Annotated in this window: 10 protein-coding genes; 6 read left to right on the forward strand and 4 right to left on the reverse strand. The window is 48.0% G+C overall.

Annotated elements, in window-relative coordinates; translation table 11 throughout:
* Positions 1 to 106 precede the first annotated feature (106 nt).
* Together AC4PM4_RS11135 and AC4PM4_RS11140 are read left to right on the forward strand one after the other, a co-directional pair.
* On the forward strand, positions 107 to 1,330 hold the full coding sequence (locus tag AC4PM4_RS11135) for an MFS transporter (protein ID WP_491613684.1): 1,224 nt from the start codon (positions 107 to 109) through the stop codon (positions 1,328 to 1,330).
* A 210-nt stretch (positions 1,331 to 1,540) separates the two neighbouring features.
* Positions 1,541 to 2,455, forward strand: a complete 915-nt coding sequence (locus tag AC4PM4_RS11140) for a class I SAM-dependent methyltransferase (RefSeq protein ID WP_491613615.1) — start codon at positions 1,541 to 1,543, stop codon at positions 2,453 to 2,455.
* A 188-nt stretch (positions 2,456 to 2,643) separates the two neighbouring features.
* On the opposite strand, the gene AC4PM4_RS11145 is transcribed toward AC4PM4_RS11140, so the two are convergent.
* The 3 genes from AC4PM4_RS11145 to AC4PM4_RS11155 form a co-directional block, all read right to left on the reverse strand.
* Positions 2,644 to 4,356 (reverse strand): ABC transporter ATP-binding protein, encoded by a 1,713-nt coding sequence (locus tag AC4PM4_RS11145; protein WP_491613616.1) that lies wholly within the window; start codon positions 4,354 to 4,356, stop codon positions 2,644 to 2,646.
* Between the two features lie 100 nt (positions 4,357 to 4,456).
* Positions 4,457 to 5,464 (reverse strand): ABC transporter substrate-binding protein, encoded by a 1,008-nt coding sequence (locus AC4PM4_RS11150; RefSeq protein ID WP_491613617.1) that lies wholly within the window; start codon positions 5,462 to 5,464, stop codon positions 4,457 to 4,459.
* Positions 5,465 to 5,561: 97 nt separating this feature from the next.
* Positions 5,562 to 7,211 carry an ABC transporter substrate-binding protein gene (locus tag AC4PM4_RS11155; RefSeq protein ID WP_063566920.1) on the reverse strand — a complete coding sequence of 550 codons (1,650 nt, stop codon included), beginning with the start codon at positions 7,209 to 7,211 and terminating at the stop codon, positions 5,562 to 5,564.
* A 457-nt stretch (positions 7,212 to 7,668) separates the two neighbouring features.
* On the opposite strand from AC4PM4_RS11155, the gene AC4PM4_RS11160 reads away from it, so the two are divergent.
* Together AC4PM4_RS11160 and AC4PM4_RS11165 are read left to right on the forward strand one after the other, a co-directional pair.
* Entirely contained in the window at positions 7,669 to 8,685 is a 1,017-nt protein-coding gene (locus AC4PM4_RS11160) for a LacI family DNA-binding transcriptional regulator (RefSeq protein ID WP_063566921.1), read from the forward strand.
* 149 nt (positions 8,686 to 8,834) lie between these two features.
* Positions 8,835 to 12,236 (forward strand): GH36-type glycosyl hydrolase domain-containing protein, encoded by a 3,402-nt coding sequence (locus AC4PM4_RS11165; RefSeq protein ID WP_491613618.1) that lies wholly within the window; start codon positions 8,835 to 8,837, stop codon positions 12,234 to 12,236.
* A 128-nt stretch (positions 12,237 to 12,364) separates the two neighbouring features.
* Here the strand turns inward: AC4PM4_RS11165 and AC4PM4_RS11170 are convergent, their stop codons facing one another.
* Positions 12,365 to 13,642, reverse strand: coding sequence for a methyltransferase domain-containing protein (locus AC4PM4_RS11170; RefSeq protein ID WP_491613619.1), 1,278 nt, complete (start codon positions 13,640 to 13,642; stop codon positions 12,365 to 12,367).
* Positions 13,643 to 13,879: 237 nt separating this feature from the next.
* Between AC4PM4_RS11170 and AC4PM4_RS11175 the strand changes: the two genes are divergently transcribed.
* Positions 13,880 to 14,383 carry a GNAT family N-acetyltransferase gene (locus AC4PM4_RS11175; protein WP_090951995.1) on the forward strand — a complete coding sequence of 168 codons (504 nt, stop codon included), beginning with the start codon at positions 13,880 to 13,882 and terminating at the stop codon, positions 14,381 to 14,383.
* 24 nt (positions 14,384 to 14,407) lie between these two features.
* A complete protein-coding gene (locus AC4PM4_RS11180; RefSeq protein ID WP_491613620.1) occupies positions 14,408 to 15,196 on the forward strand; it encodes an SDR family oxidoreductase in 789 nt (262 codons plus the stop codon).

A 15,196-nucleotide genomic window follows, 5' to 3' on the forward strand; every position in this document is an offset into this window, starting at 1 on the left:
TCTAAATTCAAGTGGCCTTCGCTCTGGCTAATTATGCCGTCAGGGCAAGGGTCTATTTTTTATGGCAATATGCTTTTTGAAGGCAATAAGGAGAATAAACAAGATGATGAGATGGCTGGATACGTATCCAAAAGAAGTGAAAATATTTTTGCTGGCAAGTTTGGTCAATGCGACAGGCAGTGCCTTGATGTGGCCGCTGACCACGATGTATGTATTTGACGAGCTTGGACGCACGATGGCGAACGCGGGGTTTGTTATTCTGATCCAGTCGCTGGGCGGCATCTTCGGGCAACTGCTCGGCGGTGCATTGTACCACCGGGTGGGCGTCAAGAAGCTGATCATCGGATCGCTGGCGTTAAATGCGGTAGGGCTGTTTGCTCTGCCGTGGATTAGTGCGTATTGGGTTGTGTTTATATGTGCCATGGGCTGGATCGGTCTGTTCAGTTCATTGTCGCTGCCAGCGATTCAAGCCTTTATTGGCTTCCGGTTTGCGGAACGACGCGGGGAATTGTTCAATGTGATCTATGTCGCCAACAATATCGGTGTGGCAATTGGTACAGCGCTCAGTGGTTTTCTGGCTGACTTTTCCTATCACCTCAGCTTTATACTGAACGGGGTGACCTCCACCGGGTTTGCGATTTTCTTCTGGTATTATCTGTCGCGGGCAGAACCGGATCAGGGCGAAGTACATCTGACCAAGCGCAAAACGGTTCCCGATGGGCCGGGCGTCTGGGCGCTGCTGGGCAACACCAGATTATATCTGTTCATGAGCCTGGGCGTGCTGTTCCTGCTGTTCGGTAATTCCATCTGGAATACGGGTGTGTCTCCGTATATTATTTCCGAGGGTATGGAGAAAAGAATGTACGGTCTGCTCTGGACCCTAAATGGGGTGCTGATCTTTGTGGGACAACCCTTCACCAATTGGGTCAAGCGTACGATGGCCCGTACATCGACTGCTCAGATGACTGCAAGTGCGGTGTTCTATGGCATGGCCTACATCGTCATGATCACCATGTATAGCTATCCGGGTATGGTGCTTGCAATGGTACTGGCTACCTTTGGGGAAATGCTGATCTCACCTGCTACGCCGGCATTCATCTCAGAGCATGCCGGAAGAGCGGCACCTTTCTACATCGGGATCTCCGGTGGTATCGGTGCGGTTGGACGGGTTATCGGGCCGTATGCAATGGGGGTCATGTACGATAAACAGGGACTGATTCCTGTAGCGTGGCTTGCGACTGGCACGGCGGTTATTGCGGTGCTTGGCTTTGTACTGCATGCGGTACTGAACCGCAATCGTGAAGTGAAGGAGTACGGATTGGACGCTTAGCTTTTTCTGATTGAGTGCTATGAGGGAGGAAGAGGACAGATTGGAGTGGAGGGGCAAAGAAAGCCGTTTTAATCTGTCGGATCATCCCGTAGATGTAGATTGACAAAAAAATCTTTTTATGCTATAATTTACATATAAAAACATTCCGTATATACTAAGGTTCTCCTGGCCAGGGGGAATCTTATTTTTGTTTGTACGGGAGGATGAAATATGAAGCATAATGAGTCCAGCATCACATCCTTGATTTCGGCATTTGGCCGAGCCTACCACTGCCAGTACGATACACCTCTTATTTTCGATGATTATATAGCTAAAGAGCTTATTACTCCGCAAGAGTTTGCGGGTATTCGCGAGAATATGATTCAAGGTATCCATTTTTTTAACCCGGACATGGCTCATCTGATCAAGGACGAGCCGGATACGATTTTAAAATGGATTACCCAGGTGCAGTTATCACCAATAACACTGGCTCGGGCCGCCTATTGTGAGCATGTACTGCTTCATGAAGTTGTGTTGGGATTGAAGCAGGTTGTCATTCTTGGCGCAGGGATGGATACGTTTGCTTTGAGGCATCCGGAATTGAAGGACATTTTGGAACTATTTGAAGTGGATTATCCAGCTACACAGCAATTCAAGCGGGAGCGGCTGCATCAGGTCAATCTGATCATGCCGGACAATCTTCATTTGGTGCCAATGGATTTTACCTATGAGCCTTCGTATGAACGTTTGACTAAGGAAGGCTTGAAGAAGCGAAAGACGATGGTTACTCTATTAGGCGTTTCGTATTATTTGACCAAAGAAGATCTGTCTAACTTGCTGCGACATGTATTTTGGAATCTTCCAACGGGTAGCTCCATTGTGTTGGATTATGCAGATGAGCATCTCTTTGAGGAAAAAGGAAGGTTTAACCGGGTTGAAAATATGGTTAAGATGGCTGCAATGGGGGGCGAGCCGATGCAATCCTGCTTCACTTACGAGGAGATGGAGCTGTTATTGGCAGATGTAGGACTTCTCATATATGAGCACCTATCGCCAGAAGACATACAGGATCGATATTTCAGCAATCGTACAGATGACTTATCTGCCTTCGAAACAAACCATTTCATCCATGCGGTCAAAAAATAAAATCCTATTCCTGATATGATTATCACAGATTAGGATCTGAATAAGAAAGGGATGTCCCATAAGTCATTGAACATGACGGGGACATCCCTTTTTAGCGTTAGTACTGTTTAACGAACTGAGCGCGTGTTATTGGCGCCAATTTCCACAGGTCTGTGGTTTAACGAAACCAAGAGACGTTACTTCCGCACCTACCCAAACTGAGCTTGATGCAAACGGCTATACGAGCCCTGACGCGCCAGAAGTTCATCATGGCTGCCTTGTTCGGCTACGCCACCGTTCTCCACAACCACAATGCGATCCGCGTGTCTAATCGTTGCCAGTCGATGGGCGATGATTAGCGTTGTACGTCCTTGTGCCAGCTCGGATAAAGCCAACTGAATGGCGGCTTCCGTTTCGGTATCAAGTGCGGAGGTCGCTTCATCCAGAATGAGGATCGGCGGATTTTTCAAAATCATGCGAGCAATGGATAGACGTTGCTTCTGTCCTCCAGACAATTTGACGCCCCGCTCACCAATTAGAGTATCGAGTCCTTCCGGTTGAGATTGTACCAGCTCTTCCAGTTGGGCCCTGCGGATGGCTTGCCAGATTTCTTCATCAGGTGCATCCAGTTTGCCGTAGGCAATATTCTCACGGATTGACCCATCAAACAGGAAAATATCCTGCTGCACAATCCCGATATGGGAGCGAAGTGACTCCAGTGTCATATCTTTTACCGGAATCCCATCAATAGAGATGTGCCCCGCATCCACATCGTAAAAGCGTGGAATGAGACTGCATAGTGTAGATTTGCCTGCACCCGAAGGCCCAACCAGCGCAACCGTTTGTCCTGCCTGAATCTCCAGATTCACCTGATCCAAGGTTGGTCTGTGTCCCCCATAAGCAAATGAAACGTCATGGAAGGCGATGTCGCCTTTCACATGTGGGATGGATTTGGCTTGTGGTGTATCATCCACATCGGGCTCGGCTTCCAGCAGCTCCAGATATCTTTTGAATCCGGCAATGCCTTTGGGATAGGTTTCGATGACGGAATTGATCTGTTGAATTGGTCCAAGAAACACATTGGATAACATAACAAAGGCAATAAATTCTCCGTAGGTCATGCTGCCCTGAATGACAAACCACGTACCGCACACCAGTACAAACAGCGAGACAAATTTCATCAGAATGAAACTGAGCGAGGAATTCCACGCCATAATCCGGTAGGTGATCAGTTTGGTAAGACGGAAGCGTTCATTATTTTCGACAAAACGTTTCACTTCATGCTTTTCATTGGCAAAAGCCTGTACTACACGAATTCCGCTCACATTGTTCTCTACGCGTGCGTTATAATCTGCAATATCCGCAAACATATGCTTGAACGCTTTGGACATTTTGCGGCTGAAATAGAGGGAAAGGAAGATCATCAGTGGTACGATGATGAAGGTCATTACAGCCAGTTGCCAGTTGATACCCAGCATAATGCCGAAGGCTCCAGCCAACGTCATCAGGGCAATGAACAGATCCTCGGGTCCATGATGCGCAATCTCACCTATATCCATCAGGTCATTGGTCATGCGAGAGACGAGGTGCCCCGTCTTGTTGTTATCGAAAAAGCGGAAGGATTGTTTCTGCACACGTTGGAACAGTTCCCGCCGCATATCGGATTCGATGTTAATACCCAGCTTATGTCCCCAGTAGGTGACTGCATAATGGAAAAAGGAACTGAGCAGATAGATGCCCAGTAATCCGGCACAGGCTGATAAGATCATGGACCAGTTGCCTGCGGGAAGCAGCTGATCGACAACTTTGTTTACAGCCAAGGGAAACGCAAGTTCCAGCAGTGCAGCCAGAATCGCACAGGAGAAGTCCAATATAAAGAGTCCCCGATAAGGACGATAATAAGCCATAAAACGGCGAAGCATATGTAGTCACTCCTCTCTCTAACGCAAAAGCCCAGGCAGGCTGATCGGCCTGTCCGGACATTACGTTTCTTCCTATGAAATGATTATTGAATCCATCCTCTTATTTACGATTTTGCTGTGTACGTTCTACGATCATATCAGCGAATTCTTCAGCCTGACTCTGAATTGCAATCGGATCGAAGTACCAGTAGCGATCTTCCTGTAATTCGTACACCTGATTGTTCTTCACAGCCGGGAGCGATTGCCAGATGGAATCACCTTGGTAATTTTTATTGTTTTCCCCTACGGTCAGGAAGATATGGTCTCCTGCATAATCACCAACGACTTCACGCGATATCTCTTTCCACTGGGTATCACCCATCAGTTCTTTCTTGGTGATTTCGAGTGGTGTAAGTTCCAAAGCGCGATAAACGGCTTGTCCACCGCGACCAAAGTTGTCTCCATAGCCATAATAGCTCTTGTCTGATACTTCGAGGATGGAGAAGGTTTCCTCCGGTTTAATGACTGCTTTTACTTTGGCGCGAGCGGCTTCAATACGTTCGTCGTACGTTTTCAGCCAGGCTTCCGCTTCTTCGGATTTGTTCATGAGTTCTCCGAAGCCTCGAATTTCATCCTCTACATTGGTAAACGTGCCGTAGGGAATGACCACGGTAGGTGCGATTTTTTGATAACTCTCAATTTCTTCAGCTTTATCAGAGTAGGTAATGATCAGATCCGGGTCCAACGCGACGACCTTCTCCAAGGATACGGCACCCCGGTCGCCAATATTCTCTATGCCCTCCACTTGATCGGCGTAGAATGGATTTTCCAGATAATATTTAATAGAGCCAACGGGCTTTACACCAAGTGCGAGCAGATCACTTACGTACATATCCGTAACAATTCGTTTCGGTTCAGCCGGAATTTCCACATCTCCACTTAATGACTTGTAGATCCGCGTAGCACCCGAAGAATCGGTATTTGTTTCGGTCGAACTTGTAGTCGATTCTGAACCCGCCGCTGTTGGTTCCGTTGTGCCGGAACCCGTACCGCTGTTACAGGCAGCCAGAATCATGATGATGGCGAGCATGAGCAGCAAGCCGGAAAAGCGTTTTTTTGCAGCAAACATATAATTGTTCCCCCTGTGTATATAATCAATAATGATTATTATTCTCATTACTAACATAGAGGATGACGTAACATTTGTACATGGACATCTATGATGACTAATGCATGGACAGATGTGATGTCAGTTTGTGCATGATGTGCTGAAATTGCTCCATAACCGAGATGGGGTCGAATCCATAAAACATATCCGCATCAATCTCGTACAGGCGCCCTTCCCGGACCGCACTCAAGGTGTTCCAAGACTCCTGAGCAAACAGTTTGTCCACAGCATCCTGCTCTGAAGATTCCCTGGCATAATCAATAAAAATATGATCTGCAGCGTACAAATGAATTTCATTTAGCGGAACATGGATGTAACCTGTGAGTAGTTGTCCATCCTTCTTCATCCGTGCAGGAGGGGTGAAGCCCAGCGATTGATACAAAATATGAGAAGCTCTGCCCCATCCATGACCATAGATGTACGCTCCACTCTCACCAATCATGAAAATGCATACTGCTGAACCCCGTTCACCCATGATCTGATCGAGTGTACGATTGGCCTCTTGCTGAAGCGTATCATAATGGTCTAACAGCGCACGTGCTTTGGCTTCCAGACCCGTGATACGTCCCAAATGGATGAATTGCTCCTGCCAGTCAAGTTCCTCAAAAGGCATCAAAATCGTTGGTGCAATCTGCCGTAATTCATCCATGTCGGAATGAGGTGCATAACCAAGGATGACATCGGGATGAGCGTCTGCGATTAGATCCGGATGATTAATGAGATCATGCTCATAACACTGATCAAATTGGTTTTGTCCATTTTCAATAAGTCTACTTTTCATCCATCCTGCAACGGCACCCAGATGCGGGATGTGGCCCAGTGCGAGCAAGGAAGCGGTATAGTTGTATGTAAGACTTGCGATTTTTTTTGGCGTTCTCCGATAGAGAGTCGGTGCACAACCTACCGTTTGTTTAAATTTTCGACTTAAATAAAAGGTATCTCTGTATCCCGTCAACTGCGCAAGCTCATGCAATGTGGGATTGGCAAACAGCAGGTGTTCCTGGGCAATTCGAATTCTTAACCGGGTAACATACTCCACGAATGTAAATCCGGTATATTTCTTGAATTCTCTTGAAAAATGCTCTGGACTCACATTAACCTCTTTCGCTAATTGCTCACGTGTAAAAGAATGAGTAATTCTTTCATGGATGTGCGCGATGACGATGTCCAGCCAGGAATGATCTTCATGAGCCAAACGCACAGCATGATCTCGCAACGTATCCAGCAGCTGATAAAACAGCATATGAGGTTTGAATGGTCCGGACTCATCGCGTTTCGAGCTGGACTGAACCAACTCGGAGATCAGCTCGGCAATAAGACGGCTCGTAACGGAAACAGGATGTCCGAATGGCCAGAGCCTTTGTTCGTTATCTGCAAAATCAAAGGCCATTGCAATACCCTGAACGGGTGAAAGGGAACCACGCTTGCTTTCATGCTGAAGCAGGGTTCCAGCTTGGCGTACGATAGCAGAGCCGGTATTTACCATCAATTGACCATTCGAACTGATCAGTCTTGCCTGACCAGAGGTGATGACATAAAGAACGTGCTTGCTGCTCCACAGCTCATCGATACGGGAGAAGGCTTCCCGATCATGGAGCTGCACCAGATGACACAGCTTGAACATTGCCGGAGGCACGTTTGTGATTTGCTGCAAGCGGCCGGGGGTGTTCAGGGATGATTTATGAAAGCTTAGATCCAGATTGCTCATAACTTAATGGACTCCTTATAGAGGATTGGACTAATAAGCAGTATAATACCACAAAGGTGTAATGGGGACCCCGCGAATCATTCCCTTCACATATTTCTGTGAAAAATGGATAAAGAGGTTGAAATCGCTATCAACACCGACTATAATGAAAATGTCGAAACGTTTCAATCTATGGTTTACAGGCGTGTTCATTGTGATTTATAATGAATTCTTCCTCTTGTCCAATATTGAAATGTTGTCAATCGACCAAGCTATATGTACAATTAAAGGGTATATGATTCAGCAGTGATGCTTAAAAGACGTGAAGATAAATTTTTTTTGAAAACACTTCGAAACGTTTCGATAAATGAGAATTGATGCCATTTCTAATGGATAATGCATAGGAATGAGTGGTTGTTGCATCCATTTACAGTATAAAATGATAGGTAACAAGAAAGTTAGAAGGAGCGAACGTGGAATGGCAACGATTAAGGATGTGGCAAAGCTGGCAGGCGTGGCGCTCTCGACCGCTTCCTATGCACTGAATGGGGACAGCAAGGTAAGTGCCAAGACCAAGGCAAAAGTGCTGGCGGCAGCACGGGAACTGAATTATCGCAAAAACGGCTTTGCCATGGACCTGAAACGGAGCCGGACGAACACGATTGCGTTGATTCTTACAGATCTGTCGGGTCCGTATTACTCCGAATTGATTCGCAGCGTACAGGACGTAGCGCTGGCTAACGGATATGATCTGATTGCTTGCAGCTCTATGGGAGGACGCGACTCCACAGCGGTTCGTTTCTTGCGAGAGAAAAGAGTGGATGGTGCTATTATCCTGGCTCATAACATCCATGATGATATCCTGGTGGAATCTGCAGGTGAACGTTTCCCTATCATTGTAATGGATCGGCAGCTGTCAAGTAGCCATCTGGTCAACGTGCTGGTGGACGGGGAGCAAGGTGGTTACCTGGCTACACGTCACCTCATTCAGAAGGGGCATAAGACCATCGCCTATATCAGCGGGCCATCCAATTCTTATGATAATGCTCTGCGTTATCAAGGATATTTGCGAGCAATGCAGGAGGCGGGCCTTGAAGAGAAGTCCAAATGGCGTCTAAGCGGTAATTTTGTACGTGAGGGCGGATATAGTGCAACCAAGATGATGGTTATGCAGGGCGAGCTTCCATCTGCTGTATTTTACGGGAATGACGAAATGGCGATTGGTGGACTGAAAGCATTTGAAGAGAGCGGCATTTCGGTACCGAATGACATTTCGATAATCGGGTTTGATGATATTCAACTGTCCGAATATGTTCATCCTCCGCTTACGACGGTGCGGCAGCCCAAGCATGAAGCAGGTTCATTGGCAGGACATTTGCTCTTCCAGATGCTGAACGGCGAAGCTGTGAATACATCGTATACGTTAACCATTGATCTGGTGGAGCGCGAGTCTGTACGATCGGTACAGGTAGAGTCAGGAAACCAGCCGGCCTAGGAAGTAACTCGCCCTCTTTGAATTAAGAGTTGAATGATGGGGATCACCGTCCGAATTGGCCAGACAAAGGTCATTTCGCAGAGGACCCCTATTCTTTTTCAGATTTATCGAAACGTTTCGATTTTATACTAATTGAAGGAGTGAATAGTATGACAACGATGATTAATGAACCAATCCGGCTGACTGCCGGGGATTTATCCTTTACCTTTTTGAACAGTGGGGACCTGTACCAAGCTAAATCTGGTACGACCATGTTGAATCAATTGCTTAGCAACCAGATTGATGGATCTTTGAATAACCTGTATCTGCGTGTACACGAGGGAGAGAAAATCAGCTCGTTCCCACTGCTGGGTGTGCGTTCGAACAGCAAAGTGATCACAAGCAAAGCGCAATCCGGGAATCAACTGATCTGGGAAGGTACCGTACAGCTTGAAGGCAAAGAACAAGGTATTAGCTATCAGGTTGTGTTTACAGCCACAACGCAAGGCGTCTGGTTCTGGGATGTGAAGCTCACAGGACAACAACATAACGTTGACGTGGTATATGGACAAGATGTAGGTCTTGCTGATCCAGGTGCAGTACGCAGCAATGAAGCCTATCTGTCACAATATATTGACCATACGGTATTCGAAGATGAAGCGAAGGGATATGTGGTGTGTTCCCGTCAAAACCAGCCTCAGGGCGGTGCTTTCCCTTACATGCAACAAGGTTCTCTGACTAAGGCAATTGGTTACTCTACAGACGGATTCCAATTCTTCGGTCTGTCCTACAAGGAAACGAACCAGCCTGAGAGCCTGAGCCATAATACACTGGCAAATGAGACATACCAGTATGAATTTGCCTACACAGCATTGCAATCGGAGCGCGTAAGCTTGGACGGGGAAGCCCAAGTGGTCTTCTACGGACTGGCCAAAGCAGATCATCCTGCCGGAATCTCCGCACTGGAATTCGGGGATGAAGTGACTGCAGCATGGAACGAAGTACAAGCATTGACTGTGGAGCAAGGCGAGACGTTGGAACAGGTGAAACTGTCATCCTTCTTGGGTGAACCGCTTGCTGCGCTTGATTTGACACAAGATGAGATTAATGATCTGTTCCCTGACCGTCATCAGGAAGAGCGTAGCGGTGATTCACTGTTATCCTTCTTCACGGGCAGTTATGAACATATCGTCCTGAAAGCGAAAGAATTGCTCGTAGAGCGTCCGCACGGCCATATCCTGATGAGTGGTGGCAATGTACAGCTGGGTGCGCAGGTTATTACGACGACATCGTATATGTACGGTATTTTCAACTCACAACTCGTTATTGGTAACACCAATTTTAATAAAATGATCAGTAATGCCCGTAACGCATTGAACGTGCCGAAGACGGCTGGACAACGCATTTATGTGGAAATGGATGGACAATATCGTCTGCTGACGATGCCTTCCCTGTTCGAGATTGGCTTCAACTATGTACGTTGGATCTACAAAACCGAATCGGATACCATTATCGTGACCAACTACACTGGAGCACACACGACTGAAGTGAGCATGAATGTGCGCTCGACTAGTGGCAAAGCATATCGCTACCTGGTAACCAACCAAGTTACGATGAATGTCAATGAATACGAGTATCCGTTGCATATGACGCAAGATGGCAACACGCTGATCTTCAAGGCTGATCCGCAAGCGATTAGTGCCGGAACGTATCCTGACCTGCAATACCGCATGTCGGTGGATGGCGCAGCTGTAAATGTTGGAGATGAAACGTTGCTGGCGAGTGGTATTCGCAGTGGATCTGCATCGCTGGTTACACTTAGTCTGGAAGAGAGTGCAGAATGGACGCTCAAGGTACAAGGCGTATTGGAAGGTCAAGTAAACGAAGCAGACGGTTCTGTCGTAGCAGGATCCAGTCTTACTTTTGAAGAGGAAGTGCGGGCGTACCGTGAATTCTTCGCAGGTGTAATGAACGGTTTCCGTTTGTCTCGTGGTGAGGGCCAAAGTGCAGAGGATCTGTTCAAAGTGAACGCACTGGCTTGGTGGTACACACACAATATGCTGGTTCACTACTCCGTGCCTCACGGTTTGGAGCAGTACGGCGGCGCAGCATGGGGTACTCGGGATGTATGCCAAGGTCCGGTTGAATACTTCATGGCAACGCAAAAATATGAGCAGGTTCGCGATATCATCAAAATGGTATACACCCACCAATATGAAGATGATGGCAACTGGCCGCAATGGTTTATGTTCGACAAGTATTTTGCAATTCAGCAGGAAGAGAGCCACGGTGACATCATCGTATGGCCGCTGAAAGTGCTGGCGGACTACCTGACAGCGACTCGCGACTATGCGATTCTGGATGAGAAAGTGCCTTATACCGTTAAGCACAGCTTCGGATTCACGGAAGAAACAGCGACTGTATTGGATCACGCGAAAAAAGAGATCGAATATATCCGCTCACACTTCCTGCACGACACATTCCTGTCTTCTTACGGTGATGGGGACTGGGATGATACGCTCCAGCCAGCCAATGCACAGCTCAAACAATATATGGTGAGCAGCTGGACCGTTGCTTTGACTTATCAGTCTGTAAATGTGCTCGCACAAGCGCTGCAACATAAAGACGCTGGATTTGCACAGGAGCTGGACGTTCTGGCTCAAGGCATCCGTGAAGACTTTAATCGTTACATGCTGGGTACAGATGTGATCCCAGGTTTCGTATACATGGAAGAAGCAGATCAAGCGAAGCTGATGCTTCACCCAACAGATACGGAGACAGGCATTCAATATCGCCTTCTGCCGATGACGCGCAGCATGATCGGTGAATTGCTGAATGCAGAACAGGCAGAATCGCATTATGCGCTGATTCGTGAACAGTTCCTGTGCCCGGATGGGGTACGTCTGATGAATCGTCCAGCTCAATATGCAGGCGGTGTGAGCACTCACTTCAAACGGGCAGAGCAAGCGTCCAACTTCGGTCGCGAGATCGGTTTGCAGTATGTACACGCTCATATCCGTTACGTTGAAGCGATGGCGAAGCTTGGTAAGACGGATCAGGTATGGAATGGTCTTGCCATGATTAACCCGGTTGGCATCGGCGAAGTTGTACCTAATGCGGAGATTCGTCAGGCGAACGCGTACTTCAGCAGTTCCGACGGCAAGTTCAACACGCGCTACGAGGCGCAGGAGCATTTTGACCAACTACGCAAAGGAACAGTACAGGTGAAAGGTGGATGGAGAATCTACTCCAGCGGCCCTGGAATCTACATGAACCAATTGATCTCGAACGCACTTGGCATTCGTCAGGAAGGCGGAGATCTGGTTATTGACCCGGTATTGCCGGCTGAGCTGAATGGCATGCAATTCGAATTTGAATATGCAGGAGAGCCGGTAACATTTATCTACCATCTGAACGAAGGTTCGGTTAACCGTGTAACGGTAAATGGCAAGGACATCCGCACCGAGCAAACGGCGAACCGTTACCGTCAAGGTGGGGCTCGTATCTCGCTGGATGAATTCAAACAAGCGCGTAATGCTTCGGAGCGCACGATTGTTGAAATTTATATGTAAATTAAATACAAACTCGATGTTTTACTAGAGTGGAAGGTCATCCTCCTTAACAGGCAGGGTGACCTTTTTTTTATTTGAGAAGGATTCAATAGCGGGTCAGGGGAACTCGTTACGGTGGGATGATCATTCTAACGCAAAGGAACGGCCAGCAACGTGTGCAGAAGCACATTATGGCGTATATGCTTCGTCACATAGCCTGCGTCCTCCAGCGAGCCGCACAGGCCGTCCAGCAGCGGGAAATGACGTTCCCTTATCGTTTGCAATTGGTCCTCATGACCTGCTGCTTCAGCCTGTTGAATATACGTCTGACGGTGAGCTGCATCAGCGAACATCAGATCTGTCAGGCAGATCCGTCCACGTGCAGTTAACACTCGCTGCATTTCATGTAACGCCAACTGTTGCTGGTCTGGGCTCAGATGATGGAAGGCGAAGCTGGATACGACAAAATCGAAGGAATGGTCGGCGAAAGGCAACGCCAGAAAGTTGCCAAGCTTCACATGCATCTCGGGATATTTGGTGCGGCATGTACGCAGCATCTCCCGGGATTGATCGATGGCAGTCATCGCTGCGCCGCGCTCTAACAGTCTGCCAGCCAAATTCCCCGTGCCTGTACCGATATCGAGTCCTTTTTCGCCGGGCACAGGAGATATCCAGCTTGCCGTCTGCTCCAGCGCCTCATCATAGTTGTCATATATATTGAACGGTCCTGCGCCTACTCTTACTCCTAATTCTCCCGATCCTGATCCTGCATCTTCCGGATACGTTGTATCGCTGTTTGGACTGTGTGCTGTCTGGCTATTGTTCTGGCTATGGATTTCATCGCCGTTATGATCTGGTCCGCCTTTTCGATCCGACTCAACCGCTGCTTGCATGGCTCCAGGTCTCGAATCAATGCTGACGTTTGAGGCAATTTGTCCTGGCAGACGACCATTCGCCGCCTGTACCCGCTGATCGTGGATGGCTGCTTGCATATCGTAATTCCAGCGGTCATGCCAGTTCTGCCGGGCTTCCCTGAGACGGCGCGCACTGTCTGCAAGATCATGCAGATGACTGACATCCAGTGGCCCGTCTTGGCGATTGAGATCAATCATGCGCTGGGTTGTATCCAGCATGCGCTTGAGCTCAACCCATTGGGCATACATGACCGCCTGCTGCAGCTCCAGATATTCTTCCAGCCGCTGCTGATTGCCCTGGTCAATCTCTCCGAGCGCTTGGGTGATATCCTGAAGCGACATCCCGATTTCACGCAGAGCTGCAATGGTTTGCAGCCGCCAGATGTCATTCTCGGTATATGTACGATATCCGTTACTTGTCTGTTTGACGGGCGAGATCAGTCCTTTTTCCTCGTAAAAGCGAATAGCTCTCGCCGATATGCCGAGTCTGTCCGCGGCTTCTTTGATGTTCATCACGTGCACCTCCTTATCAATTCAGTATAAACGATAACGTTACGGCAAGGTTAAGTGTTCATTTCTTTCCACTGAGTGAAATTTTAGTCAAGTCTGAGGCTATGCTACAATATAAAGCAAAGGAGCATTTTGCATCGTATTCAATTGCAAAATGTCGAAATGAGTAAGGAACAAGCCATTTTTTCTAACGCTGCTTTGCGCAGTATTATCGACTATTGCACGAAAGGTTGAACTTTTATGCTTATCAGCCATACGTATACCATTCGGCCATCCGAGATCAAGGATGCCGCCCAACTGATGGAACTGGATGCACTGGTATGGGATAAGCATACCTCTCCGGCCCCGTTTCAGTGGCGATCCAGACAACAATATTTGCAGCATTGTCCTCCAGGCAGTCAGCTGATTGCCGTTCAGGGAGAGCGGGTATGTGGTTATGTGGGCTTTTATCTGCCAACAGGAATGCCTGTTAACCGCCATGTATACGAGATTAATATCGCTGTTCATCCCCATGATCGGCGCTGTGGTATTGCTACAGCCCTGATGGATGCGATGAAACAGCATGCCTTTGAACAAGGGATCATCAAACTTAGGTTGCGGGTGTTATCCAGCAATCCAGGGGCGATTGCTTTTTATACACAGTGCGGATTTGTGACGGAAGGCAGACTGGTGTCCGAATTTTATATTGCAGGCAATTATGTGGACGATATTCTTATGAGCTATTTCATCCGGGCCAACGGATAGAACAGAGTAGAAGGAGGAACAACAATGGACATGGGACTTCGGAGTAAAAAGGCGCTGGTGCTTGCATCCAGTCGAGGACTGGGCAAAGCGGTAGCCGCTCAATTGGCGGCAGAAGGCGCTGATGTCATGCTCGCCAGCCGGAACGAAGAGAAGCTTGCAGCGGTGAAGCAGGAGCTGCTGGCGCTGGGTGGCGGTGGACGTATCGAATATTGTGCAACCGATGTGACAAGCAAGGAAGATATTGATGCCCTGATTCGCAAGACAGGCGAACAGTTTGGGCAGATTGATATTTTGGTGAACAATTCAGGCGGCCCGCCTTCAGGAACATTCGAGTCATTGACGGATGAAGATTGGGAACGTGCATTTGAATTAAATGTACTTAGCTATGTCAGACTGATTCGCGGTGCGCTTCCTTACATGAAGGAGAATGGCGGACATATCGTGAACATTGCCTCCACCTCTGTGAAGCAGCCGATCCCCGGTCTGATTCTGTCCAATACGTTCCGTACGGGTGTGTTCGGATTAGCCAAGACCTTGTCACAGGAACTTGCGCCATATGGCATTCTGATCAATACGGTTGCACCAGGTAGAATTGGTACGGATCGGATACATGAACTGGACGCTGCGCGTGCAGAGCAGAACGGAATAAGTGAGGAAGAGGTTGCCGAACAATTCCGTAAGGAAATTCCACTGGGACGTTATGGTCAACCCGAGGAGTTTGCCAAAGCAGTTGTGTTCCTCTTATCAGGAGCAAATACGTACATTACAGGTACATCCCTTGTGGTGGACGGTGGCATGGTACGTGCGCTCTAA

Source organism: Paenibacillus sp. MDV22-iso6 (genome assembly GCF_058408365.1).

Bases quoted from the DNA above. Each gene is read 5' to 3' on its own strand.
- AC4PM4_RS11135 (WP_491613684.1), top strand. From the start codon at position 107: ATGAGATGGCTGGATACGTATCCAAAAGAAGTGAAAATATTTTTGCTG.
- AC4PM4_RS11140 (WP_491613615.1), top strand. From the start codon at position 1,541: ATGAAGCATAATGAGTCCAGCATCACATCCTTGATTTCGGCATTTGGC.
- AC4PM4_RS11145 (WP_491613616.1), bottom strand. From the start codon at position 4,356: ATGCTTCGCCGTTTTATGGCTTATTATCGTCCTTATCGGGGACTCTTT.
- AC4PM4_RS11150 (WP_491613617.1), bottom strand. From the start codon at position 5,464: ATGTTTGCTGCAAAAAAACGCTTTTCCGGCTTGCTGCTCATGCTCGCC.
- AC4PM4_RS11155 (WP_063566920.1), bottom strand. From the start codon at position 7,211: ATGAGCAATCTGGATCTAAGCTTTCATAAATCATCCCTGAACACCCCC.
- AC4PM4_RS11160 (WP_063566921.1), top strand. From the start codon at position 7,669: ATGGCAACGATTAAGGATGTGGCAAAGCTGGCAGGCGTGGCGCTCTCG.
- AC4PM4_RS11165 (WP_491613618.1), top strand. From the start codon at position 8,835: ATGACAACGATGATTAATGAACCAATCCGGCTGACTGCCGGGGATTTA.
- AC4PM4_RS11170 (WP_491613619.1), bottom strand. From the start codon at position 13,642: ATGAACATCAAAGAAGCCGCGGACAGACTCGGCATATCGGCGAGAGCT.
- AC4PM4_RS11175 (WP_090951995.1), top strand. From the start codon at position 13,880: ATGCTTATCAGCCATACGTATACCATTCGGCCATCCGAGATCAAGGAT.
- AC4PM4_RS11180 (WP_491613620.1), top strand. From the start codon at position 14,408: ATGGACATGGGACTTCGGAGTAAAAAGGCGCTGGTGCTTGCATCCAGT.